Source organism: Enterococcus sp. DIV0170, assembly GCF_051710765.1.
Classification (GTDB): domain Bacteria; phylum Bacillota; class Bacilli; order Lactobacillales; family Enterococcaceae; genus Enterococcus_A; species Enterococcus_A raffinosus.
The window spans coordinates 2,757,474-2,780,476 of record NZ_JBIOLG010000001.1 but is presented as its reverse complement, the minus strand read 5'-3'; the positions used below and the strand labels follow the sequence as shown (position 1 = coordinate 2,780,476).

Annotated in this window: 16 protein-coding genes; 13 read left to right on the top strand and 3 right to left on the bottom strand. The window is 38.9% G+C overall.

The features are described 5' to 3' along the window. Complete coding sequence (locus tag IGI50_RS13330) at nucleotides 1–588, bottom strand: TetR/AcrR family transcriptional regulator (RefSeq protein ID WP_438777284.1); 588 nt, start codon at nucleotides 586–588, stop codon at nucleotides 1–3. Nucleotides 589–764: 176 nt separating this feature from the next. Between IGI50_RS13330 and IGI50_RS13325 the strand changes: the two genes are divergently transcribed. From IGI50_RS13325 to IGI50_RS13305, 5 genes are all read left to right on the top strand, one after another. After that, nucleotides 765–1,070 carry a hypothetical protein gene (locus IGI50_RS13325; RefSeq protein ID WP_438777283.1) on the top strand — a complete coding sequence of 102 codons (306 nt, stop codon included), beginning with the start codon at nucleotides 765–767 and terminating at the stop codon, nucleotides 1,068–1,070. A gap of 90 nt (nucleotides 1,071–1,160) precedes the next feature. Then, nucleotides 1,161–1,625 (top strand): hypothetical protein, encoded by a 465-nt coding sequence (locus IGI50_RS13320; RefSeq protein WP_438777282.1) that lies wholly within the window; start codon nucleotides 1,161–1,163, stop codon nucleotides 1,623–1,625. A gap of 407 nt (nucleotides 1,626–2,032) precedes the next feature. After that, entirely contained in the window at nucleotides 2,033–2,182 is a 150-nt protein-coding gene (locus IGI50_RS13315; RefSeq protein WP_438777281.1) for a hypothetical protein, read from the top strand. 33 nt (nucleotides 2,183–2,215) lie between these two features. Then, entirely contained in the window at nucleotides 2,216–2,530 is a 315-nt protein-coding gene (locus IGI50_RS13310) for a hypothetical protein (RefSeq protein ID WP_438777280.1), read from the top strand. Between the two features lie 95 nt (nucleotides 2,531–2,625). Further along, a complete protein-coding gene (locus IGI50_RS13305) occupies nucleotides 2,626–2,949 on the top strand; it encodes a hypothetical protein (RefSeq protein ID WP_438777279.1) in 324 nt (107 codons plus the stop codon). A gap of 29 nt (nucleotides 2,950–2,978) precedes the next feature. On the opposite strand, the gene IGI50_RS13300 is transcribed toward IGI50_RS13305, so the two are convergent. Next, nucleotides 2,979–3,491 (bottom strand): type 1 glutamine amidotransferase domain-containing protein, encoded by a 513-nt coding sequence (locus IGI50_RS13300; protein ID WP_438777278.1) that lies wholly within the window; start codon nucleotides 3,489–3,491, stop codon nucleotides 2,979–2,981. Nucleotides 3,492–3,615: 124 nt separating this feature from the next. Between IGI50_RS13300 and IGI50_RS13295 the strand changes: the two genes are divergently transcribed. The 3 genes from IGI50_RS13295 to IGI50_RS13285 all read left to right on the top strand — a co-directional run bounded on the left by IGI50_RS13295 (nucleotide 3,616) and on the right by IGI50_RS13285 (nucleotide 7,688). Next, nucleotides 3,616–4,467 (top strand): leucine-rich repeat domain-containing protein, encoded by an 852-nt coding sequence (locus IGI50_RS13295; RefSeq protein ID WP_438777277.1) that lies wholly within the window; start codon nucleotides 3,616–3,618, stop codon nucleotides 4,465–4,467. Between the two features lie 336 nt (nucleotides 4,468–4,803). Continuing rightward, nucleotides 4,804–5,646, top strand: a complete 843-nt coding sequence (licT, locus tag IGI50_RS13290; RefSeq protein WP_222225954.1) for a BglG family transcription antiterminator LicT — start codon at nucleotides 4,804–4,806, stop codon at nucleotides 5,644–5,646. A 134-nt stretch (nucleotides 5,647–5,780) separates the two neighbouring features. Beyond that, nucleotides 5,781–7,688: a beta-glucoside-specific PTS transporter subunit IIABC gene (locus IGI50_RS13285; protein WP_438777276.1), complete on the top strand. Its 1,908-nt coding sequence runs from the start codon at nucleotides 5,781–5,783 to the stop codon at nucleotides 7,686–7,688. Nucleotides 7,689–7,732: 44 nt separating this feature from the next. Here IGI50_RS13285 and IGI50_RS13280 read toward each other — a convergent pair whose 3' ends face one another. Continuing rightward, complete coding sequence (locus tag IGI50_RS13280; protein WP_438777275.1) at nucleotides 7,733–8,650, bottom strand: MurR/RpiR family transcriptional regulator; 918 nt, start codon at nucleotides 8,648–8,650, stop codon at nucleotides 7,733–7,735. A 218-nt stretch (nucleotides 8,651–8,868) separates the two neighbouring features. Between IGI50_RS13280 and IGI50_RS13275 the strand changes: the two genes are divergently transcribed. The 5 genes from IGI50_RS13275 to IGI50_RS13255 all read left to right on the top strand — a co-directional run bounded on the left by IGI50_RS13275 (nucleotide 8,869) and on the right by IGI50_RS13255 (nucleotide 22,603). Continuing rightward, nucleotides 8,869–10,260 carry a 6-phospho-beta-glucosidase gene (locus IGI50_RS13275; protein WP_438777274.1) on the top strand — a complete coding sequence of 464 codons (1,392 nt, stop codon included), beginning with the start codon at nucleotides 8,869–8,871 and terminating at the stop codon, nucleotides 10,258–10,260. Between the two features lie 21 nt (nucleotides 10,261–10,281). After that, entirely contained in the window at nucleotides 10,282–11,715 is a 1,434-nt protein-coding gene (locus IGI50_RS13270) for a 6-phospho-beta-glucosidase (RefSeq protein WP_438777273.1), read from the top strand. A gap of 646 nt (nucleotides 11,716–12,361) precedes the next feature. Then, the gene (locus IGI50_RS13265; RefSeq protein WP_438777272.1) at nucleotides 12,362–15,628 is read left to right on the top strand and encodes a SpaA isopeptide-forming pilin-related protein; all 3,267 of its coding nucleotides are present in this window, start codon (nucleotides 12,362–12,364) and stop codon (nucleotides 15,626–15,628) included. A 429-nt stretch (nucleotides 15,629–16,057) separates the two neighbouring features. Continuing rightward, nucleotides 16,058–19,258 carry a SpaA isopeptide-forming pilin-related protein gene (locus IGI50_RS13260; RefSeq protein WP_438777271.1) on the top strand — a complete coding sequence of 1,067 codons (3,201 nt, stop codon included), beginning with the start codon at nucleotides 16,058–16,060 and terminating at the stop codon, nucleotides 19,256–19,258. 567 nt (nucleotides 19,259–19,825) lie between these two features. Further along, nucleotides 19,826–22,603 carry a VWA domain-containing protein gene (locus IGI50_RS13255; RefSeq protein WP_438777270.1) on the top strand — a complete coding sequence of 926 codons (2,778 nt, stop codon included), beginning with the start codon at nucleotides 19,826–19,828 and terminating at the stop codon, nucleotides 22,601–22,603. The last annotated feature ends 400 nt before the right edge of the window (nucleotides 22,604–23,003 follow it).

Sequence of the window (23,003 nt, the reverse complement as noted above, 5' to 3'; positions counted from 1 at the left end):
CTATTCCTCCACTAGTTCATTCACCAGACCGTTTATCATAACAGACAATACTTGCATTCGCAGCGCTTCTTTTTCCTCTTCTAACAGAACGATCACGCCATAAAGGGCTTGAAACGCCTTTGTGACAACCTCGATTGGTTGAGTGAAACGTACACCATAATTACTTAAAAGCTGTAATACTTCAGCATCTTCATTGGAATGATGTTCTATGACTTCTGGAGGGAGTTTTCGGAACAATATCGCCATAGTCTCGCTATCCGTTTTTTGAATCAAAGGGTATTGATTCATCAGTTCAAACAGAAACATCACTGTCTTTTTAACCAACTCTTTTGGCGATAAGGAGCGATTTTCTGATAGATAAGCATCTAATTGTCTCCACATGTCCTTTTGACAATTAACCAAAAGCTCGAAATAGAGTTCTTCTTTGCTGGGATAAAAGGTATAAAAAGAGCCTTTTGCGATTAGGGAAGCTTTGGCAATCTCTTCAATGGTTACTTTCTTAAGTCCATGCTTACAAAAAAGTTTCTCAGCAACATGAAGCAATCTCTCGGTGATTGTCTGCCTTTCTTGAGGGCTAAATTTTGGCATACAGTTCTCCTATCTATTTATATGACTAAAAAAAATATATGGTCATATAAATATAGCTTGTCCTGTATCATCTGTCAATAAGTATTGGAGCAAGCAAGTTATTCTGTTGTAAAAATTCTTTGTGCTAAGCTTTTGATAGTAGAATAAAAATATGAAGATTAAGAAGAGGTGATTTTATGCCATTTATCGCAATTTTAATAGATGCGCTGAACCTAGGAGGCTATTTTTTGCAATTGAACAATGGGGGTTCCATATTTTATTTGATAGGGTTGATCTTTCAGGGAATAATGACGGTTCTTTTGCTTTTCATTACGATTGGCTATCACGGGAAAAAGCTGACGAGCTTTCGTCCAGCAGGTTATCCTTATCTAACCGTTCGTTATGCCGTCATTCTTATTTCACTTTTGACAAATGCCATCGTGCTGTTTCTATACGGATTAAATTATTTTGGTATCAATGATGTCGTTTTCTCTAATTTTTAGAAGAGCTATCCTTTGGCGATTGAATAAAGAAACTGCTGAGTGTTAAAATGGATGGATACCGAAAAGAGAGGTGTATCCATGGAGTTTCGAATGATTGAATTGCCATCGTTTAAAGCAGTATCTTCTGGTGTAGATACGAATGTTGATTTTTCCGATCAAGGTATTCTAGGGAAGTTTAATGCCTATTTTTCAAAGCTATCCCCAAGGCCTGAAAATTCTTTTATGCCAAGGGATTTTTTGATGTTTGACCATAGCAAGGGAGGCATGGTCTGGTTATATGCGTTAACGGATGAGCTAGAAACTGATGGATATGACATCGTTGACTTTGTGGGCGGGTACTTTTTAACCTACGTCTATAAAGATGGCGATGAAATCGCTGGTCAGGAATTATTCAAAAAAGCTAAAGAATTCATTGCGCACTCGGCTCATCTTGAGTTCGATATCTCTGAGAATCGTCCAATGATGGGCCATATTATTACGCCAAAGAAAATTATTGAGGAACAAGGCTGGGCTCAAATGGAAAGTTTTATACCGATAAGATTATTAAATAATTGAAAAGAATTAGTTAGTATCCCCTTTGGCTATTTTTCACTCGTAAAAAAGTGTGTTATAGTAATTTAATACGAAAAATATTTTTATGCGACACTTTAACTCATTTTGATGAAATTTAATCAAACTGGCGTAACTATAGGGTTACAAGGATGTATTAGAAGGATTTGGGAATACATCGTTTAAACGAGAAATAGTTAATTTTTAGTAATAGTCAACACCCTCAACTTTAGAATAATAAATATTGATTAGTTAGATAGCCCGCTCTTGATTGAGCGGGCTATCGTTCATTTTTTGCGATAAAGGGAATGAATTCGGTTACATAGATGCTTTTTCTCTGATAAAATAAGTATTAAAATATTTGTAAAGCAATTTTAGAAAACAGTATTTAATGAATGATGGGAGGAAACACTGTGAAGTTTAAAAGAGTAATAGTCTTTACAGTCAAAGAGTTCAATAAAAACAAAGAAAAGGATGGCTATCTACCGCAAAATGGGACAGTTATCAATGCATTCGTTGGTTCGAATGGAGTGAACTGTATCGCAGTTGGCTATGCAGTATAAGCAAAAACAGTCTATAGAGGGCTGTTTTTTGCTTTGAACTTCAATAACGCGATTTCTGATGGTAAACTAAGGGTGCAAGAAGAAACGGTTACAAAAAAGACGCGGATGAATCAAAAATGTGTGTCAATGCTGTTGTTTGTTGATGTGAAAGCAGGTGATTGGTATGGATCGTTATATGCTGGAGCAAATTGGTTTTGGAGGCATCATAGTTACAGGACTTTTGCTACTGATTGCGGTGCTGCCAAAGTGGACGAACGGTCTTTTTGTCGCGAGGTTTCCTTGGGAATTCAGAAAAGACAGAGACGATCCGAGATTCGAGATGGAGCGAAGGATTGGAAAAAAGTATAGTCAGTTTGTTTTTAAGTATGTACCACCCTTTTTTATTGGTTTTCTGTTGATTGTGATCCTGTCCTTTTTTGTTTAATAGAAAGAGATGAGAAAGAATGACTTCGATACAAATTTTGTTTCTTGGCTTTTGTGTGTTAGGTCTTTTTGGTAGTCTTTCGCTAGTGACCCCTCATGTGCTTTGGAATGATTTGACCTATTTCTTTCGGAAAGATCGGAAAGAATACCTCGCGTTTTCCAATCGCTATCATGGAAAAATGTATCTTGTCATTGGGTTGATTTCTTTTGTTCTTTTTTTAGTAAGCTGGGTTGTTAGAATAGTCGTCTCTTTATATGCGGTATTCTTTGTTTATATCGCTTTTTGGATGCTGGCAGAGGTCTTGATCCAAATTCATTGGCTTAGAAAAAGCAAAAAGGACTAGAAAAAATCTAGTCCTTTTATCATTAGAAATTACGCGTGCAATATTTCGACAATTTTTTCATTAAAATCAGGAAGATCGTCTGGTGTTCGACTAGTAACAAGTTTGTTATCGACTACCACCGGTTCATCCTTAACGATTGCCCCCGCATAGCCAACATCGGGACGTACTGTGTCATAGGCAGTCATCGTGCGGCCTTTTGTTAGTCCTGTTTGGATAAATAATTGAGGACCATGGCAGATAGCGAATAATGGTTCATTCTTGTCTAAGAAGTACGTAACGAACGCGACAAAACGCGAATCACTCCGCAATTGATCGGGAGAAAATCCACCTGGAATCAATAAAGCATCGAAGTCTTCAGGCTTCACTTCATCGATTCCCTTATCACTTTTGAACTTGGTTCCTTTTTTACCAGTAATTTCTTGATCGGCTTCGAAGCTGATAATTGTCACTTCATTGCCGTCTTTTTCTAATGCTTCTTTTGGAGAGGATAGTTCAATATCCTCTACTAAATCTGTGACGATTGCTGCAATTTTCTTGGTCATTGACTGTCCATCCTTTCTTTTTAACTACTCTTCAACCCTAAAGGATAATCAATGAGAATTCAATTAATCTGTTTGCAAGCTACGAGGTCTGCTGCAATGGTCATATTCAAAAAGGAGATATTTTATGAAATTAGTTGCAATGAATCAAGAATTAACCAAGCTGCCAGCTTTAACGACTTCTCCTGAAACCTATACAGAGGTCAATCTTTTTAATAACGAATTGACCGCTTTTCCAACAGAAGTTTTCCAGATGGAGAGGTTAGAAATATTCAATATTTCTGCCAATCAAATTAGCGAGATTCCTGATGAAATTAGTAAGCTGTCTCAATTAAAAAACATCGATTTTGGACATAATAAGATAAAGGAAATACCTGAATCCTTTTTTGATCTTGTAAATTTAAAAGAGTATGTCTACTTACATAACAATGAATTGAAGCAATTGCCTGATCTATTCACGCAACTGCCAGCGATTGAATATCTAAATTTGAGTGAGAATGAGTTGACCGAACTACCAGAGAGCATCGGCAGTTTAAATAACTTGATTGAACTACGGATCATGGAGAATGAATTACGAAATCTGCCACAATCAATCGGCAAACTCAAGCAGCTTCGTGAACTTCACTTATGCGATAATCAACTCACTCGCTTTGTTTTTCCAGCGAGTCATTGGGAGAAGCTGCGAGTCTTAGACCTGGAAAAAAATGCACTCACTACGTTTAAAATTAATTTTTCTACTACTAAAAATCTTCAAAGAATCAATTTGCGTCACAATCAATTACCCTCGATTCCGATAGAAATAGGGGAGGCCTCTTCATTGATTGAGCTTGATTTGCGCAGCAATCAACTACATACATTGCCAAAATCATTGTTGGAATTAGAAAATTTACAAAGACTTGATTTACGCTGGAATCACGATCTAGTAATACCTGGCTGGATCGCTGATTTAAGGCGAAAAGGCTGCATTGTCTATTTCTAAGAGGTAGAAGGCGCCTGTTCACAAATTTTCTTGTGCAGAAAAGTTTTTTTGTAAAACTTGTTGACAGCGCTTTCTGGATTTGTTAAGCTAACTTTGAATTAAATAGACCAAATGATGGATAGTGATTGTTTAAATACAAGCTAAACCTGATGATGTGTACGATTTATTTGTCGTGCCCTCATTGGGTTTTTTTGTTGCTCTAAATTAGGAGGTGACTTTATAAAAAACAACAAACTTGGGTTTGACAACGATTACGAAGGTATCTATCATTTTAAGTGAACGAAGTCAGTGGAAATGATTTTAAGTAGCGAATGTCACAGAACGGAGGAGCATTGGATGCAGATTCAGAAGATTTTGAATAACAATGTAGTCATCACGACCGATCAAAAAAATAACGAGATCGTCGCGATGGGGCGTGGTCTAGCCTTTCAGAAAAAAATAGGGGATGAGATCACCGAGTCGGCGATCGACAAAACCTATCACCTTGCGAATAGTGATTTATTCAATAAGTTTCAGGAGTTACTAGTAGATGTTCCAATCACCTATGTAGAAATCGCCAATGACATCATTGATGAGGCGAAGGTCACATTAAAGAATCCGTTAAATGACTCGCTCTATATCTCCATCACGGATCATTTATATGCGGCGATCCAACGAGTCAAAGAAGGCGTTCGTGTCCGGAATTTATTATTGTGGGATGTCAAACGTTTATTTCCAGATGAGTTTTCCGTCGGTGTGAGTGCTGTGAAGAAGATCAAAGAGAAGTTCAACATTGATCTAGGAGAAGATGAAGCAGGGAACATCGCCTTGCATTTAGTAAATGCGCAAACAGAAAGTGACAACGAAGACGCCTATCTAATGGCGGAGTTGATGCAGGAGATTATACAAATAACCAGCTATTATTTTAAAGTTCAATTGGATGAAGAATCTGTCTACTTTTATCGCTTTACAACGCATTTGCGGTTTTTCGCTTCTCGCATCATGAACAAGCGTCAGCTAACGGATGAAACGGACAACGAACTGCTGTTGATCATTCAAAAGAAATATCAGAATGCGTATCAATGTGTAGAGAAAATCGCTGATTTTATTAGTAAAAAGTATGCTTATGAAATGTCAAATGATGAGAAATTGTATTTAACGATTCATATCGCTCGATTGGTTCAAAAGGTAAGTGAATAAATGTGGCGCCCAATGACTTCTCGTGTCATCCCGGGTTATCGAAGAGTGAAAGGGCATACATTTAAACGCTGTAAAAAAATGGATCAATGGATCAAAGAAATCAATGAATTTAGTGTAAACAAGGAGGAAGAATAGTGGGTAAATATCGGGAATTAGCAGAAAAAATTGTCGCAAATGTAGGCGGCAAAGAAAATATCAACAGCTTAACGCATTGTATCACGCGTCTACGTTTTAAATTAAAAGATGAAAGCAAAGCGAATGATGACGTGCTGAAAAACATGGATGGTGTTGTGACCATCATGCACAGTGCAGGACAATATCAAGTGGTTATCGGCAATCATGTCGGACAAGTTTATGAAGACGTGGTAGATATGACAGGGCTTGGCGGTGAAAGCAGTGCACCAGAAGAAGTTTCTGGAAATGTTTTTAACCGATTAATCGATGTAATCAGTGGGATATTCCAACCTTTCCTAGGTGCTTTAAGTGCCGGTGGGATGATCAAGGGGTTAAACGCATTGCTTGTAGCAGCAGGTGTTTTAACAGCTGAGAGCGGTACCTATATTGTATTGAATGCCATTGGTGACGCTATCTTCATGTTCCTGCCGATTGCGGTAGCGGTAGCTGCGGCTAAGAAATTCGGTGTGAATCAGTATGTTGGGTTAGTCATCGGGGGAGCTCTATGTTATCCAGCTATCCAATTATCCACGCTGACTGCCGGTGGAGATGTCCAGCCGCTTTACACTTTATTCTCTGGCAGCATGTTCGAAAGCCCAGTATACATGACATTCATGGGCCTACCGTTCGTTGCCAATGATTATACGAGTAGTGTTATTCCTTCGATCTTAATTGTCTGGATGGCAAGTAAATTGCAACGTCCGTTACGTAAGATCATTCCAGAAGTTATTCAAAACTTTTTCGTGCCATTTTTCTTATTGCTAATCGCATTACCTATCGGTTTCCTAGTTATTGGTCCAGTTATTACCATCTTAACTAATATGTTAGCAACTGGTTTTGACGGATTGTTGAAATTCTCTCCTATCCTATTTGGTTTGATCGTTGGTTTCTTCTGGCAAGTACTGGTAATGTTCGGTTTGCATTGGAGTCTTATTCCAATCGCAATCTTGCAGCTGGGAACTATGGGTTACTCAACAGCTTTAACAGGGATGTTTGGTGCCAGCTTTGCTCAAACAGCAGCAGTAGCGGCAATGTATTTCCGTCTGAAGAATCCAAAAGAAAAAGCATTGGTTGTGCCGGCAGTTATTTCTGGTATCTGTGGGGTAACAGAACCAGCAATCTATGGATTATCTCTTCCTAAGAAAAAACCATTCATTTTCTCAATGGTTGGTGGTGCAGTATCAGGAGCCTTCATGACAGCGATGGGTGTGCGTTCATATGTAATGGGCGGTTTAGGTGTCTTCGGTATTCCAAGTTATATTAATCAACAAACAGGAGATTCATCAGGAGCGATTTATTCAGTTATTGCGATCGTGATTGCTTCAGTTATCGGATTTGCGTTAACATTCTTCTTCTGGAAAGATGAAGAAGCAGTAGAAGTTGAAGAAGGACAAAAAGCGATGGAAGTTCGCAAAGAGATCGTCACTGCTCCAGTAACTGGTCAAATGATGCCATTGTCAACAGCGAAAGACCAAGCCTTTGCACAAGGTGTTTTAGGAAAAGGTGTAGTAATCCATCCGACAGTCGGAGAAGTAGTCGCACCGTTTGATGGCACCGTCATGACGATGTTCCCGACGAAACACGCGATCGGCTTAGTTTCAGATAATGGGTTAGAGCTATTAATCCACATTGGTTTAGACACAGTACAATTAGATGGTAAATACTTCGAATCCCATGTGGAACAAGGCGCAAAAGTCAAGCGCGGCGATAAACTTGTGACCTTTGATATTCAAGCAATCGAAGCAGCAGGCTATAGTGTAGAAACACCAGTGATCATCACGAATTCAGCGGATTATCTAGACATCATTGAATCCGACAAACAAGAAAATGTGTGTAATGATGATGAACTATTGACTGTTTTAGTTTAGTTTCTTAAAAGGAAAAAAGAAGTTCGGAGCAATTGCTCCGAACTTTAATTTGGTCGAAAAGACTCGGTAAAATGGATCAATGATTCTGGTGATTCAGCCATGATGGCGGAACTAGTTTTACGTTTGTCTACGAGCTCGCTAACTTCAATCAAGTGATTCAGATTTTTTTGATAATTCTCTGCAAAAACGCAGCTGTAAAGGACATCTAATAGGTAGCAGATCGAAGAATTGATCGTGAAGTTGCCGATCTTGGAATACAATCGCTCGCGGGTAGTCATGCGTAAAACGGCCTGACTAAAGGAAGCCAATGTATTTTCACCGATGCTTGTTAGAGCGATAATTGGAATATTTTGTTTTTGTAAGATTTTTGCAATCTGCATAATAAAACCATTTTCACCGGTATAAGAAATCAAAATGGCACAAGTATCTTCTTGACTATTGAAGGCTTCGTAGGCATCCTCCCCCATAGTTTGACTCATGACGACATTCTTTTGAATACGGCGCATTTTTAAGGCAAAATCTTGAGAAATCAATAAATTCGCATTGCTGCCAAAGATTTTGATTTGCTTTGCATTTAATAGAAGCTGTTTCGCCTTTTGCAGATCATCGTGATTCAACAGGCTCAACGTATCATCAATCGTCGTTCGTTCTAACGAAGCAATTTTATTTGCGATCGTCATTAAGCCGTCATTTGTTTGAAAAGGGAAGTTGGCATCCACATCTTCAAAATAGGTTTGCAGATACGTTTGTTCAGCTAAAAATTCTTCCCGCAGCTCTAACCAGCCTTTATAGCCAAGCTTTTTAGCGACACGGATCAAAGTGGACGGATGCACATAATTTGCTTCTGCGATTTCTTTAATCGTCAACGGTTCAATGGCCGTTCCTTTGACCAAAATGTATTCTACTAAGGCACTTTCCGCGTTGGAAAAATCTGTTTGCTTCATTTTTTCTGACAATAGCATAGTGATTCCTCCTTTGATTTACATCTATTATAAAATATTTGTAAACACAAATGCACTTGAATGAGGAAAAAAGGAAAATAATTCCATCGATATTTACAAAATAAACCGTTTTCAATCACTGATTTGTAAATAGAGATGGAATGCCTTGTAAATGAATTGAATTAGAATTTTACGTAATAGATAATAAGGTTGTAAATAAAACAGAAGGAGTCGATTGAATGTCAGCAGGAGTAAAAATCGCCACAATTGGTGGAGGAAGCAGCTATACACCGGAATTAATGGAAGGATTTATCAAACGCTATGATGAGTTACCAGTTCGCGAGATCTGGTTAGTCGATATTGAGGCAGGTCGTGAAAAGGTTGAGATCGTAGGCGCGATGGCTCAACGGATGTGGGATGCTTCGCCCTATGATGTAAAAGTTCATATCACGTTGGATCGTGAAGAAGCTTTGAAGGACGCAGACTTTGTTACTACTCAGTTTCGTGTGGGTCTATTGGAAGCGCGGATCAAAGACGAGCGTATTCCAGCGTATTACGGCATGCTAGGACAAGAAACCAATGGTGCTGGTGGGATGTTCAAGGCGTTCCGAACAGTGCCAATCATTTTAGACATCGTGGAAGATATGAAACGTCTATGTCCAGATGCATGGCTGATTAACTTTGCTAATCCAAGCGGAATGGTGACGGAAGCAGTCGTTCGTTATGGTAAATGGGATAAAGTGATCGGGTTATGTAATGTCCCTGTCATGGCACAAATGATCGAACCAGAGATGCTAGGCAAACAGCCAGATGAATTGATCTATAAATTTGCAGGCTTGAACCATTTCCACTGGCATAAAGTCACAGATAATCGTGGCAAAGATGTCACAATGGAAATCATCAACAAAATGTACGAAGGCGACGAAACAGGGATGCCGAAAAATATCCATGACATTCCATTCCCAAGAGAAATTTTGGAACAAATGCAAATGATCCCTTGCGGCTACCACCACTACTATTACCAAGAAGAAGAAACCCTTGCACATGCCTTAGAAGAGTACAAAACGATCGGCACACGTGCGCAGCAGGTAAAACAAACAGAAACAGAATTGTTTGAATTATACAAAGATCCAAACTTGGATTACAAACCAGAACAATTAGGTCAACGTGGCGGTGCGTATTACTCTGATGCAGCCTGTGAATCAATCGCTTCTATTTATGCGAACAAGAACACGCAATTGGTTGTTTCTACTAAAAATGATGGGGCAGTACCAGATCTTCCAGCCGATTGTGTGGTTGAAGTTTCTGCTTATATTGGTGGACAAGGCGCACGTAATGTCGCATTTGGCGAATTACCAGTAGCAGAACGCGGCTGGCTGCAAATGATGAAAGCAATGGAATTACTGACCATTGAAGCGGCGGTTACCGGCGATTACAATACAGCGTTACAAGCATTTACCATCAACCCAATGGTTCGTTCTGGGAAAACAGCGCAACGAATCATGGATGAATTATTTATTGCTCACAAAGATCACTTGCCAAACTTCAAGGAAACCATCGAACGTCTAGAGAAAGAAGGCATCGAAGTCCAAGATGAAGTGGCACGTGAATTAGACTTAGAAAAAGTATAGAACAAAGAAAGCAGGGAAATTATGGGATTTAGAAAAGACTTCTTATGGGGCGGCGCAACTGCTGCCAATCAATGTGAAGGCGGCTATAACGAAGGCGGACGCGGCCTAGCAAACGTAGACTTAGCGCCAGTTGGCGAAGATCGCTTTGCGGTGATCGCAGGGAAAAAGAAAATGTTCGATTTTGATGATGAGCATTTTTATCCAGCAAAAGAAGCCATCGACATGTACCATCATTGGAAAGAAGACATCGCGTTATTTGCGGAAATGGGCTTCAAAACTTATCGTCTATCCTTAGCGTGGAGCCGTATCTTCCCTAAAGGTGACGAAAAAGAACCAAACGAAGAAGGCTTGAAATTCTACGAAGACATCTTCAAAGAATGTAAAAAATTCGGGATCGAACCGTTAGTAACGATTACCCACTTCGATTGCCCGATGCATTTGGTTGAAAAATATGGCGCATGGCGTAGCCGTGAATTAGTCGGCTTCTACGAAAATTTATGTACCGTCATCTTCAACCGTTACAAAGGGTTAGTAAAATATTGGTTGACCTTCAATGAAATCAATATGATCCTACACGCGCCATTCATGGGCGCCGGTCTGTACTTTGAAGAAGGCGAAAACGAAGAACAAGTGAAATACCAAGCGGCACATCATGAATTGGTGGCATCCGCTATCGCGACAAAGATCGCACATGAAGTCGACCCAGAAAACCAAGTCGGCTGTATGTTGGCGGCAGGCTCTTATTATCCTTACACACCAAAACCAGAGGATGTCTGGGCAGGACGTCAAGAAGAACGTCAAAACTATTTCTTCATTGATGTACAATCTCGTGGCGAATATCCAGCCTATGCCTTGAAGGAAATGGCACGTAAAGGGATTGATGTAAAAATGGAAGAAGGCGACGCAGAGCTGTTGAAGGCTCATACCGTGGACTTCATCTCCTTCTCCTATTACTCTTCTCGTGTAGCGACGACAGATCCAGAATTATTGGAGCAAACGGCTGGAAATATCTTCGCTTCTGTGAAGAACCCATATTTAGAATCCAGCGAATGGGGCTGGCAAATTGACCCATTAGGATTGCGTATTACAATGAATGATCTCTATGATCGCTACCAAAAACCATTGTTCATCGTTGAGAATGGGCTAGGCGCGGTAGATACACCGGATGAAAACGGCTATGTAGAAGATGATTACCGCATCGACTACCTTGCGCAGCACATCCAAGCCATGAGAGACGCAGTGGATGAAGACGGCGTGGATCTATTAGGCTACACGACTTGGGGCTGTATCGACCTAGTATCTGCCGGAACAGGTGAAATGAAGAAACGCTATGGCTTCATTTATGTGGACCGCGACAACGAAGGCAAAGGCACCTTGAAGCGCAGCAAGAAGAAATCATTTGATTGGTACAAAAAAGTCATCGAAACAAATGGTGAAGATTTAAGCAACAAATAAAAAAATATCGAAGTCTGCATTCGTGCAGGCTTCTTTTTTTTGCTGAAATTAGCTATAGAAATCTAAGCTGAAAAAACAACAATAATTATCTGAGAATGATGGAATGGATGAACTCGTAATTATTTTTTATTTAGATTTATTTTTCATTTTTTGAATGATTAATAGTGAAATATATAGGTTTTATTGGGATAACGATATAAAAAAATCGAATGGTTAATTCAAAATTTTGAAAATGAATACCAAAAATTTTTAGACAGTTTAAATGAAATGGACTCGATAACGCTTTGAGAGATTGAAAACAAGAGAGATTCGCTCTTTTTTTGATTTTCAATAACTATAATATCGAGGAAATTGCAAAAAAATGAGTAATTATTTTCTGATAGTATATAAGTGCAAGAATAAGAAATTATGGGGAATACTGCAAATAATTATTTGGAAATTAAGTGAAAAATCTTCGGATTAGCTAGCAAACATATTATTTTTAGTGGAGAAAGTCTCATCGTAAATAGCAAAATCAGATAGGAATCTTCTAATGTTTGAATCGATTTTTAAAGGAGAAGGGTGATTCTTTAAGAAACAAACAACGATGTTTCCACATTTTTTGTTGTGATTGGTAGAGTACAGATGAAAAAGGGGAATAAAACAAATGAAAAAATCGAAATTTCTAATATTGATATTGCTGTTGTTTTCGATTGTCGTAGAAATGGCGATGCCGCTTATTTCTGTTCAAGCGAAAACCAATGAAATAGAGCTTGTTGATGACGAATCTTTAAAGCTTTCATATACATACGAAGAGAAGAAAGAGACAACGAAGTGGCAATTAACGTTTGATCGTCAGAGTGAAAAAGGCTATCCTCAGCGCTTGAAATTCAAACTGACGGATGTCAAAGACAAGACGATCGATTATTCAACAGTGGATATGGATCATCTGATCGAAGAAGACGGATGGCTGAAGGAAAAGGATTTCTCTGAGAGTGTAGAGGATCAGTTGTCTTGGGAACTATCCTCGTCAGTCAAAAAACTAAATGTATACGTTCAACTAGATCAGGAAAAACCAGCCAATGAGGAGGGGGAAAAGGCCCGCAGTCTGAAGGAGAATATCCTAGAACGGGAAGAACCATTTGTGTTGGAAACAAAAAGCACGGCAGAAAACCAAACCAAAACAACTCAGTCGTCTGAAAGAACAGCGACCCAAGCAACCAAAACCACCTCGGAAGAATTCATTGGCCCTCATAAAGAAGGCGTAAACGCAGTACAAAGAGCCGCTGCTTCGACGAACGGAACTACTAAAATGTATGCGAATCACTATGAAGTGAAGACTCCAGGTCAAATCACCGATAGAACGGGAACCTACCCTGAACCTTCTTGGCAGCCAACGGGTCAAACCAATGTCATTAATCATCAAGGAGGGCAAGAAGGACAAACTGGTTGGGATAATAATACTGGTTGGGACGTCACGCAAGACAATCACACAAATTCCTATATTCATTATGGACAAGATTTAGACAATAGTAACGTCGCCTTGAGAAAGCTCGCTCAGCAAACCGATAAGGAAGATGAGTTCAAGGTCAAACTGAATGTTCGAGGGAATACGACCTATAAACCAGGGGTGGATATTGTCTTTTTATTGGATAATTCAGGATCAATGGAAGATCCCCTTCCCGGAAAGCTTAATAATCGAAAAAGAAATGCGGTAAATGCAATGAGAAAGATTGTTGACAAACTGAAAGAGGTGTATGTTCCTTCAGCACAGAACATTCGGATCGGTGCACATATTTTTTCAGATTATGGACGTAATTCTTGGGGATATGATCAAGGAGAGAAAAGAACATTTCCTCTATCTAGTAGTACTGCCGCCTGGGATAATATGTATAGAGAATATGATAGAGCTGAGGCCATGGGGTCAACATTTACACAACGTGGACTAAAAGAGGCGCAAGATATTTTTGATGATGCTGGCGATACAACAGGTCGCCAACAATTGTTGTTTGTTCTAACGGATGGAGCACCGAACATTAGTTGGACCACTAGTCATAATGGAACACCCAATAATGATATGTATGTGGATAAGCTTCATTTTGAAAATTTTAACACTGGGCCGAAAGGAGCTTACAATGCTGGAAGTGATCTGGGGGCCGGTAGCTTTAAGACAACAATTTATCCAAAATATCGTGGACTGATCAGTAGTCATATCACCACCACAAATTCAACGGCAATGGATATCAAAAATGCAGGGATTGAAATTCACACGATTGCTGTAGAATTAACAGTTAATGTAAACGAAAGAGATAAAGAAGCGGAGCTGATGCGAGGTCTATACAAAATGTCGACCAAGAAAGCAAATTCGACAAATGGTCCATTGAATGATGTGGCTTCAGATTTTCATTTCTACAATGTAGAAAATGCGGATGATTTAACCGACTATTTTAAAAATTGGTATGAAACAGTTATTCGAACAGTCGATAGAGGAGTGATCTCTGATCCGTTAGGAGATATGGTTGAGCTCGTTGGTGATCCGACATGGCAACAAGTAGACTCCTCAGGGAAGCCTATTGAAGCCGATGCTGAACCGCAATTCACAGTTTCTTCGGATCGAAGAAAGATTGAAGTGAAGAATATTAATCTGACGGCGAATCAGGAAATAGAGGTCGAATATACTGTTCGCTTAAAAACCTCTGATCCTACTTTTGTCTCCAGTACTTGGTATCCAGCGAATAAGACAACAACCTTGAAGCCGACACCGGAACGGACGGGGGACAAATTAGACTTTGGGATTCCATCGGTCCGATTAAAAACAGCCGATTTCGTTATTCCAGTTAAAAAGATCTGGTCAGATAAGCATCAAAATCAAGAGAACTATTGGGGGTTGAGGCCAGAAAAAGTAACCGCCACGCTACAAAAAATGGAAGGTTCTAATTGGCAAGACGTGGAGTCAATGGATTTGACAGCCTCAAATGATTGGGAAGGGAATTTCTCAGCAGTAGAAGGCGGTGACGATAAAACCTATCGCGTAGTCGAAGGGTCACGAACCAAAGGGTATAAGGCACCTGTCGTGAATCAGCAGAGCTTCACCTCTGAGAATATCGCGAGTGGAGGCATCACGATCACCAATGAACTTCTACGAGAAAATCATCAATTTTGGAAGTTCATGGAGGATGGCACGACCAAGTTTACGAGTGATTTGCCAAAGTTCAAGGTAACACGCAGTGATGGCAAAGTACTAGCGGAGAATCTAACACCAGATACCTCAGGTAAAGTTGCCATCAATGATTTTCCGATCGGCACCTATACTGTGGAAGAAACCCATGTACCGGAAGGCTTCCAAAAGATGACTGACTTTGAGATTGCGGTGACTGAAAATAATCCACCGACGTCCCTTGTATTTCAGGTGAACGGTCGTACAGACGATCATCATGCGATCAATCGTTTGAAAGACTTTTCGATAAAAGTAGAAAAAATTGATCCTAGCGATAATCCGCTGACGGGAGCAGTGTTCAAATTAACAGGGCCGAATGGGTATGATGAAACAATCAGCACCGGATCGACCTTCACTTTTACTGGCTTACGCCCGGGAATCTATTCTTTAAAAGAAGTTGATAATCCTGAAGGTTATCAACGAATTCAAGAGCCTATTGCGTTTGTGATTAATCAAGATGGAAGCTTCAATGTGAGTAGTCATCCAAATGTTAGTGATTCGAGCGGTGGCACGAGCTCCAATAATGCGATCACTCTGAAAGTGACAAACAAAAAGGTGAAGCCAGGAACCTTGCCGAGAACTGGTAATTCTGGAATCAAGGGATTTTTCTTAATTGCGGGAATGCTGACGGTCACAGGAGGCACTGTAGGTGGGTTCTGCTTCTATAAAGTGAGAAAAGAACTTGTAAAAACAAGAGAGAAAATGAATGAGAAATAAACAATCAAAATTTAAGACAATTTGTTGATCGAGATAGCTAGCCTGAAAGTGGATAAATCTGCTTTCAGGCTATTTTTTTCTTTTAAATGTTCAGAAGACTATCTATTTGATCCTGCATGTAGCGAAGCGAAAAAAATTCATTCTGAAAATTTATTATTTTAAAAATGAGTATCATTTAAATTAAAAATATTTAAAAAAAAAGAGATATATAACGGTTTCGTAAAATGAATTCTTTGTATCAATATGTTTCTGTTAATTTTAATAACGAAGTTTATGGAAAATGTTTAGAAAATAGGCGGAAATACTTTTTGCTATGATTGGATTGCTAATATGGAGTGAGTAAATAGTGGGTGGAAAAGACGGTGCAACGGGTGAATTAGAAAATACTATTAAATTTAGTGTTTTTTAGTGGAATAAAGAGGAGTTAAGATGAGAAAAATTGGTCTATTACTATTAATAGTACTATTTATTTCGATTGTTATAAAAATAGCACTAGAAGTTATGCCTGTTAATGCTGAGACGAATGAAATTGTATTAATGGACAAAAAGGATTTAACTCTTTCCTACTACGTTAATGAAGAAAAAGAAGCAAATGAATGGAATGTGAACTATAAATACCAGAGTGAAAAGGAGGAAAGACGAAGGATAAAGTTCAAAATTCTTGATGAAAATAATAAAGCCATTGGTTATCCAGAGCTGCCGAATATGATTGAAAATGATGGTTGGTGGATGGAAAAGGACTTTTCAGAGAAAAAGGAAGAGCAGCTCGTGCTTAATCTTTCTAAGTCAATAGGACAATTGACGCTCTATATACAATTGGATAAACAGAAAGCATCCGAAAAAGAAAATGCTGATGGAGAAAAATATATTGAAGAGAACACGTTGAAACAAGAAACACCGTTCATCTTGACATCGAGTAAGGTAGAAGAAACAACGAAGTCATCTGTAGAAGTTTCTAGTAGTGAGGGAAAAAGTGAAATAACTTCATCAATACATGGATCGTTTATCGGTCCTATAGTAGAAGCGCCACAAATGACTGCGACAACTGCTGCTTATCGATCACTTTACGGGAATAAGATTCCTGAATATGAAGATAACGAGAATGGCAAGTACCCGACATATTCTTGGCAACCCATTGGACAGACAAATGTAATCAATCATCGAGGCGGGATTGCTGGAGAATTAGGCTGGGACAGTGATAGTTCTTGGGACGTTTCATCAGATAATCATACAAAGTCTTATATTAAGTATGGAGAGGATGCGACTGATCCTAATATTAGTATACGCAAGTATGCCCAAGAAACAGCGAAGGCTGATGAATTCAAAATTAAGCTGAATGTGAAAGGGAACACGTCTTATAAACCAGGTGTTGACGTGGTATTTTTATTGGATGCCTCTTCCTCGATGCTGAATAGCGGTTCTGGTTCAGTCCTGTCAAGAAAGAAAAATACTGATGCGGCTTTAGAGAGGATTATTACAAAATTAAAAGAATTGTATCCTGACAATCAGGGTGGGATTCGGATAGGTTCACATATTTTCTCGGATTACATAGGGGATACTGAACCGACTTCTCAATTGTCGAAAAATCATAGTGATTGGGATCGAATTGTCACAAATTATAAGAATGCCTTTGTTGTCGGGCATACATTCACCCAAAGAGGATTAAGAGAAGCAGCGGACATTTTTCAAAATGCGCCAGATATCGGTCAGCGATATAAATTATTGTTCGTTTTAACAGATGGGGCACCCAATAGAAGCTGGCTGCCTCAAACGATAGCCTCTGATCCAACCATGTATTTCGATAAATTATACGTAAGCAAGTTCGATATGGGAATAAAAGCGAATTATTACGGCTACTCAACATTCCGGACAGGGAATACCACGAAATTTACTTCGGCATACAATGGATTGACGAGTCACCTTACAACAACAAACTCGACAGCGAAGGTTCTTAAAGAGGTTGAGGGAATCCAAATCCATACGATCGGTGTAAATATTGCTGGAGCTTCTGGCGATCACCCGACAGATCAGCTAGTTAAAGGGTTGTACCGTATGTCGACAAAGAAAGCCAATACGGGAGAAAGTGATACGGCTTCGGATTATTTCTATTATGACGTAAGTAATCCCGATGAATTGACAGAAGTCTTTAAGAACTGGTATGACACAGTAATCCGAACGGTAGACAAAGGGATAATCAATGATCCATTAGGGGATATGGTGGACATAGTAGAAAAAAACGCGCCCGATTCTACCATTAAAATCACGCAAGTAAACAATGGAGCGATAACCATTGAAAGTAAGGATATGCCAACAGCACAGCTAAAGGACGGAAAACGTACGATTGAAACCAGTAACATTAATCTGACTGGTAAACAGGAAATAGAAATAACGTATACAGTCAAAGTGAAAGCAGCGGCAGAATCTGGCAAATGGTATCCAACAAATGAAACAACAATACTAGAACCAACACCAGAACGTACGACAGATCGCATAGAGTTTGGGAGTCCATCTGTAAGGGTGTTAAAAAACGATTTTGTTATCCCTGTTGAAAAAGTATGGAGGGATAGTCACCAAGATGAGCCGGACTACTGGGCGTTGCGACCAGATAAAGTCACAGTCGCTCTTCAAAAACAAAAGGGGGAAACTTGGCAGAATGTTGAGTCCATCGATCTGGATGCAGCGCATCATTGGAAAGGAATTTTCTTGCCAGTTGAAGGAGGAACAGCCAATACGTATCGCGTCATTGAACCGGGCCGAACTACTGGCTATATGCAACCATCTATAAATCAAGCAAGTTTCACTTCTGAGACTATAGTTTCTGATGGAATAAAGATTACCAATGAACTTTTACGTGGAAGTTATCAGTTCTGGAAATTCATGGAGAATGGTACGACCAAGTTTACAGGAGATTTACCAAAGTTCAAGGTAACACGCAGTGATGGCAAAGTACTAGCGGAGAATCTAACACCAGATACCTCAGGCAAAGTTGCCATCAATGATTTTCCGATCGGCACCTATACGGTAGAAGAAACCCATGTGCCGGAAGGCTTCCAAAAGATGATTGACTTTGAGATTGCGGTGACCGAAAATAATCCACCGACGTCCCTTGTATTTCAGGTGAACGGTAGTACAGACGATCATCATGCGACCAATCGCTTGAAAGACTTTTCGGTAAAAGTAGAAAAAATTGATCCTAGCGATAATCCGCTGACGGGAGCAGTGTTCAAATTAACAGGGCCGAATGGATATGATGAAACAATCAGCACTGGATCGACCTTCACTTTTACTGGCTTACGTCCGGGAATCTATTCTTTAAAAGAAGTTGATAATCCTGAAGGCTATCAACGAATTCAAGAGCCTATTGCGTTTGTGATTAATCAAGATGGAAGTTTTACGGTGAGCAATCATCCAAATGTTAGTGATTCCAGTGGTGGTATAGGTACCAATAATACAATCAAGCTGAAAGTCACGAATCAGAAAGTGAAACCAGGAATCTTACCTAGTACGGGCTATTTAGGAATCAAGGGATTTTTCTTAATCGCGGGAATATTGATAGCTACAGGCGTAACAGTAGGAAGTTTCTATTATTATACAAGTAAAAAAGAATTTGTAAAAAACAGAAAAAAATAAATAGAAAATAGTAAGTATAGCAATCAAATGTAGTAACAGAAGTGATGAGTTATTCATGAAGTCGGGAAAAATCGTATTATTTGCGAAGATCTGTGGTTTATATACTAGTTTTGAAGATGTCAATTCGTCTATTCTATTTATTATTAAAAAAATGATTAACAAATAATTTAAAAATATCTTAAAGAAAAGAGCTATATAACAGTTTTCAAAAAGCAAATCCTCTTGTTATGATGCTGCATCGAATTTTAATAACTTAATTAGTAGAAAAAAATAAAAAAAAGATAGAATTAATATCTGGTATTATGTGGTTGTTAATAAATATGAGAAAACAGTGAGCGAATAGAGGGATAAATAAATCTAATACTCATAAAAGGCATACTAAAACTATCTTTTGAAATAGAAAGCGCAAAAAATTCATCTTATAGATAGGGTTCATTTGTGTGCACTCTTAGATAATGATCTCTATAAGAAAAGAGTTACATTGCAGAGTGATAGGAAATTAATTTTCCATTTTATATGCTGGTCGTCGGGTGTAGAGAAGAAAATAAAAAATGGAAGGTGGAAAAAATGTTAAAGAAAAAGGGGAAAAGAAAACGTTATAAAGGGATGAGAGTGGTACTATCTTTCCTATTGATTTTACAAACTATGCTCTTTTTTTCATTCGAAACACTTGCAAAAAAGACTACTGCTACTAGTTCATCAAGTGTGACCGCTATGAAGGAGACGACAAAGCCGTCGTTAGGGAAGGCAGAAACTAAAAAAAGCTCAGCTAGTTCTGAGTCAAAAGAAACTGAAGATAGTAAAGAGGCAGCCAAGACTACAAGTAATCAAAAAAATAGTCTCACAGCTTCTCCTTTAGCCGCATTAAATGATGGCATTACACCTTTGGGGAGCCTTATAGGAACTGTGCCCCAAAATGGGCTCACTTATCAAGTATGGTCGGATGGTAAGGCGGGAGTTTCCGCTGCTAGTAAAACAGGCATAAGCCAAAATGTTATTATCCCTGCCACAGTGGTGCACAATGGAGTAACATACAAGGTTGTTCATATTTATGCTGGCGTTTTCAAAGACAATACTAAAATACAAACATTATCATTTGCGGATGGAAACAATTTAGAGCGTATTGATAAAGGGGCATTTGAAAACTGTACTAACTTAACCAGTGTGGACCTTTCTAATTGTTCAAAATTAGCAGAGATTCAAGATGAAGCATTTAAGAATTCGATCAAGGTGGCGGTCTTGAAGCTTCCAGATAATGCAATATCTGTATTGGACAGAGTCGGCGTTGATGCATTTCGGGATTGTTTCGCGTTAAAAGGTACTGTGCTTACTATTCCAGATAGTGTAAGAGAAATTGGGGATAGAGCATTTTTGTTAAATGAAAAATATTCTCGCTACAGTGAAATAAAATACAAAAAAGTGGCCAGTGTTACAGGTTCTCTACCGGATCCTACAGCCGTAGAGCCCGTAACTTTACCAGATGCATCTGTAGAAGCGTTGGAAGGATACGAAAGCAAAGTAGATAGTAGCGAGGGGAATACTTTGCTGCATAAAGCGGCGAAATGGACCAATGATGACCTAACGACAGCAGAGATTCGCATCGACTATGGTGATATTTTTGAAAGCTTGACAAATTTGGATGTTGTATTTGTGACAGACCATAGCGGATCGATGGCGAGTTCGACGCTGGCAAAAGATATTCAAGGAAATGAATATTTGTATCCACGAGGCTTCTTGACTACTGATATTCTTCGTGATGCATCAAAAATGTTAATTAGTGGCAATCAATCGAAATATGATAATCGAGTCGCTTTAGTTGGTTTTTCACGAGAGGATGAGCCAAATTATAAAAGTGACGGGTTTACTAATGATTATTCTACAGTAGAAAATTTCCTCGATCATAATCCAAATTATTCCGTGGGTCATACGCATTATGGAGTTGGACTACAAGCGGCAATAAACAATATAGATGAACATTCAACTGATGATAGACACCCTGTTGTTATTTTCTTAAGTGATGGAGAACCCGCGGATGGGACATCAAATCCCTCTGATGATTATAAGGGGATTCAACAAGCGCAAGAGTTACGTGACAGAGGGGTAAAGGTGTATCCTGTAGGGATTTATATGGGATCTGCCGATCTCAAGGCACTGGAAGATATTTCTTATGACAAAAAAACGGTCTATGATGCACAAGATACAGACTCTTTTCAACAAATTATGAAGCAGATACTGGGCGACATTATTACACAGGTAGGGTCATTGTCTGTCAACATTGAAGATGTGATTTCTGACAAATTTGAGCTGCTGACTGGTGAACAAAGCGATATTAGTGTTTCGCCTGATGGTGGTGATGTAACTATTGAAGGGCAAAAATTGACTTGGGATCTAACAGGTTGTGACCAAGGTGTGGCACATACACTAACAATTCAAGTGAAGCTAAAAGGTGGGTCCGAATTAACGGAGACTGGAGAATTAGAAACAAATCGTTCACTGAAGGCGACTGATGAAAGTATTCAATCGAGTGAGCAGCCGAAACTGACTCGTTATTTGGGGCACCATCGCTTTGAATATGCGAACGATCCGAGTATGGAGCTGCCGCAAGAGGTGCGTGACTTGCTACCTGAATCAACTGGTGGATATAGAGATACTGCCGAAGTGACACCAACGGCTCCCAAAAAAACCGAGGTTAAGGATAGTGAAGGAAGGCTTTGGACATTTTTGGGTTGGGATGAGAATAAAAAAATAATAAATGGGCAAGACGTTACTTTTGTTGGGAAATGGCGATACAAGAAAACTGAGTTTAGCTTTATAAAATTGAATGAAAGCAATCAGGGACTTGCTGAGGCTGATTTCTCCTTGTATGTTTGGAAAGGACCGAATGTGCCAACTAATAATGAGAGAGTGAATGATGAATCTATTGCAGACGGGCGATGGGAATTGATTGGTACGGCCAAGAGTCAAGCGAATGGTCTGGTTTCGTTTCAAAATTTGCCTGTTGATGGCACCTATTTCCAATTAGTTGAAACAAAAGCTCCCGTAGGCTATATGAAATCTCAGGGACAGTGGCGATTGACTTTTGATAGCAATGGACATTTTGATTTGGGTGGTTCGATAGGGATTGCTGGAGAGGAGGATAACCTATTGCCACCAGCATTCGAGTTAATTAATGACGGACAGTTTAAGGATTATTACGGGGTGAAAAATAGACGCGCCCAAAACCAATTACCGGAAACAGGTGGGATCGGCCGATTATCAGGATTCTTCGTGAAAACGGCAATCCTCTGGTCAATAGGGACTGTTCTTACCGGGTGGTATTACTACAATCGCAGAACAAGAATGTAATTTCTATTGAATCTATGGGGAATCAATCGTTTTGTGAATGAACCATCATAAAAATAGCAATAACGAATTCCACATTCTTCTCATCTATATAATTGAAAATCGTAAAAGTTTGCTATTTTATTACAAAATAGTAAGAAATAGGAATGAGCTTATGATTATTTGACCGTTCATTTCAATAGAGAATGAGAAGTGTAATCTTTCGGAAAATATTGTCATGTCTAAGTTAAAGTGATTTTTAGTAAAGGACTTAAAGTAGTTTTTATACTTTAAGTCCGTTTTTTTTATATTTTACTAATAACCTAAAAAATAAGAATTCAATTTTTTTATTTAATATTTTCAAATTGAGTAACAATAATTTTTACACATTTTAAAGAAAAAGAGTTAAATAACAAATTTTTAA

Excerpts from the sequence above, each read along its gene's own strand:
- IGI50_RS13330 (WP_438777284.1), bottom strand. The coding sequence starts at position 588 with ATGCCAAAATTTAGCCCTCAAGAAAGGCAGACAATCACCGAGAGATTG.
- IGI50_RS13265 (WP_438777272.1), top strand. The coding sequence starts at position 12,362 with ATGAAAAAATCGAAATTTCTAATATTGATATTGCTGTTGTTTTCGATT.
- IGI50_RS13300 (WP_438777278.1), bottom strand. The coding sequence starts at position 3,491 with ATGACCAAGAAAATTGCAGCAATCGTCACAGATTTAGTAGAGGATATT.
- IGI50_RS13325 (WP_438777283.1), top strand. The coding sequence starts at position 765 with ATGCCATTTATCGCAATTTTAATAGATGCGCTGAACCTAGGAGGCTAT.
- IGI50_RS13255 (WP_438777270.1), top strand. The coding sequence starts at position 19,826 with ATGTTAAAGAAAAAGGGGAAAAGAAAACGTTATAAAGGGATGAGAGTG.
- IGI50_RS13280 (WP_438777275.1), bottom strand. The coding sequence starts at position 8,650 with ATGCTATTGTCAGAAAAAATGAAGCAAACAGATTTTTCCAACGCGGAA.
- IGI50_RS13260 (WP_438777271.1), top strand. The coding sequence starts at position 16,058 with ATGAGAAAAATTGGTCTATTACTATTAATAGTACTATTTATTTCGATT.
- IGI50_RS13275 (WP_438777274.1), top strand. The coding sequence starts at position 8,869 with ATGTCAGCAGGAGTAAAAATCGCCACAATTGGTGGAGGAAGCAGCTAT.
- licT (WP_222225954.1), top strand. The coding sequence starts at position 4,804 with ATGCAGATTCAGAAGATTTTGAATAACAATGTAGTCATCACGACCGAT.
- IGI50_RS13295 (WP_438777277.1), top strand. The coding sequence starts at position 3,616 with ATGAAATTAGTTGCAATGAATCAAGAATTAACCAAGCTGCCAGCTTTA.
- IGI50_RS13305 (WP_438777279.1), top strand. The coding sequence starts at position 2,626 with ATGACTTCGATACAAATTTTGTTTCTTGGCTTTTGTGTGTTAGGTCTT.
- IGI50_RS13320 (WP_438777282.1), top strand. The coding sequence starts at position 1,161 with ATGATTGAATTGCCATCGTTTAAAGCAGTATCTTCTGGTGTAGATACG.
- IGI50_RS13270 (WP_438777273.1), top strand. The coding sequence starts at position 10,282 with ATGGGATTTAGAAAAGACTTCTTATGGGGCGGCGCAACTGCTGCCAAT.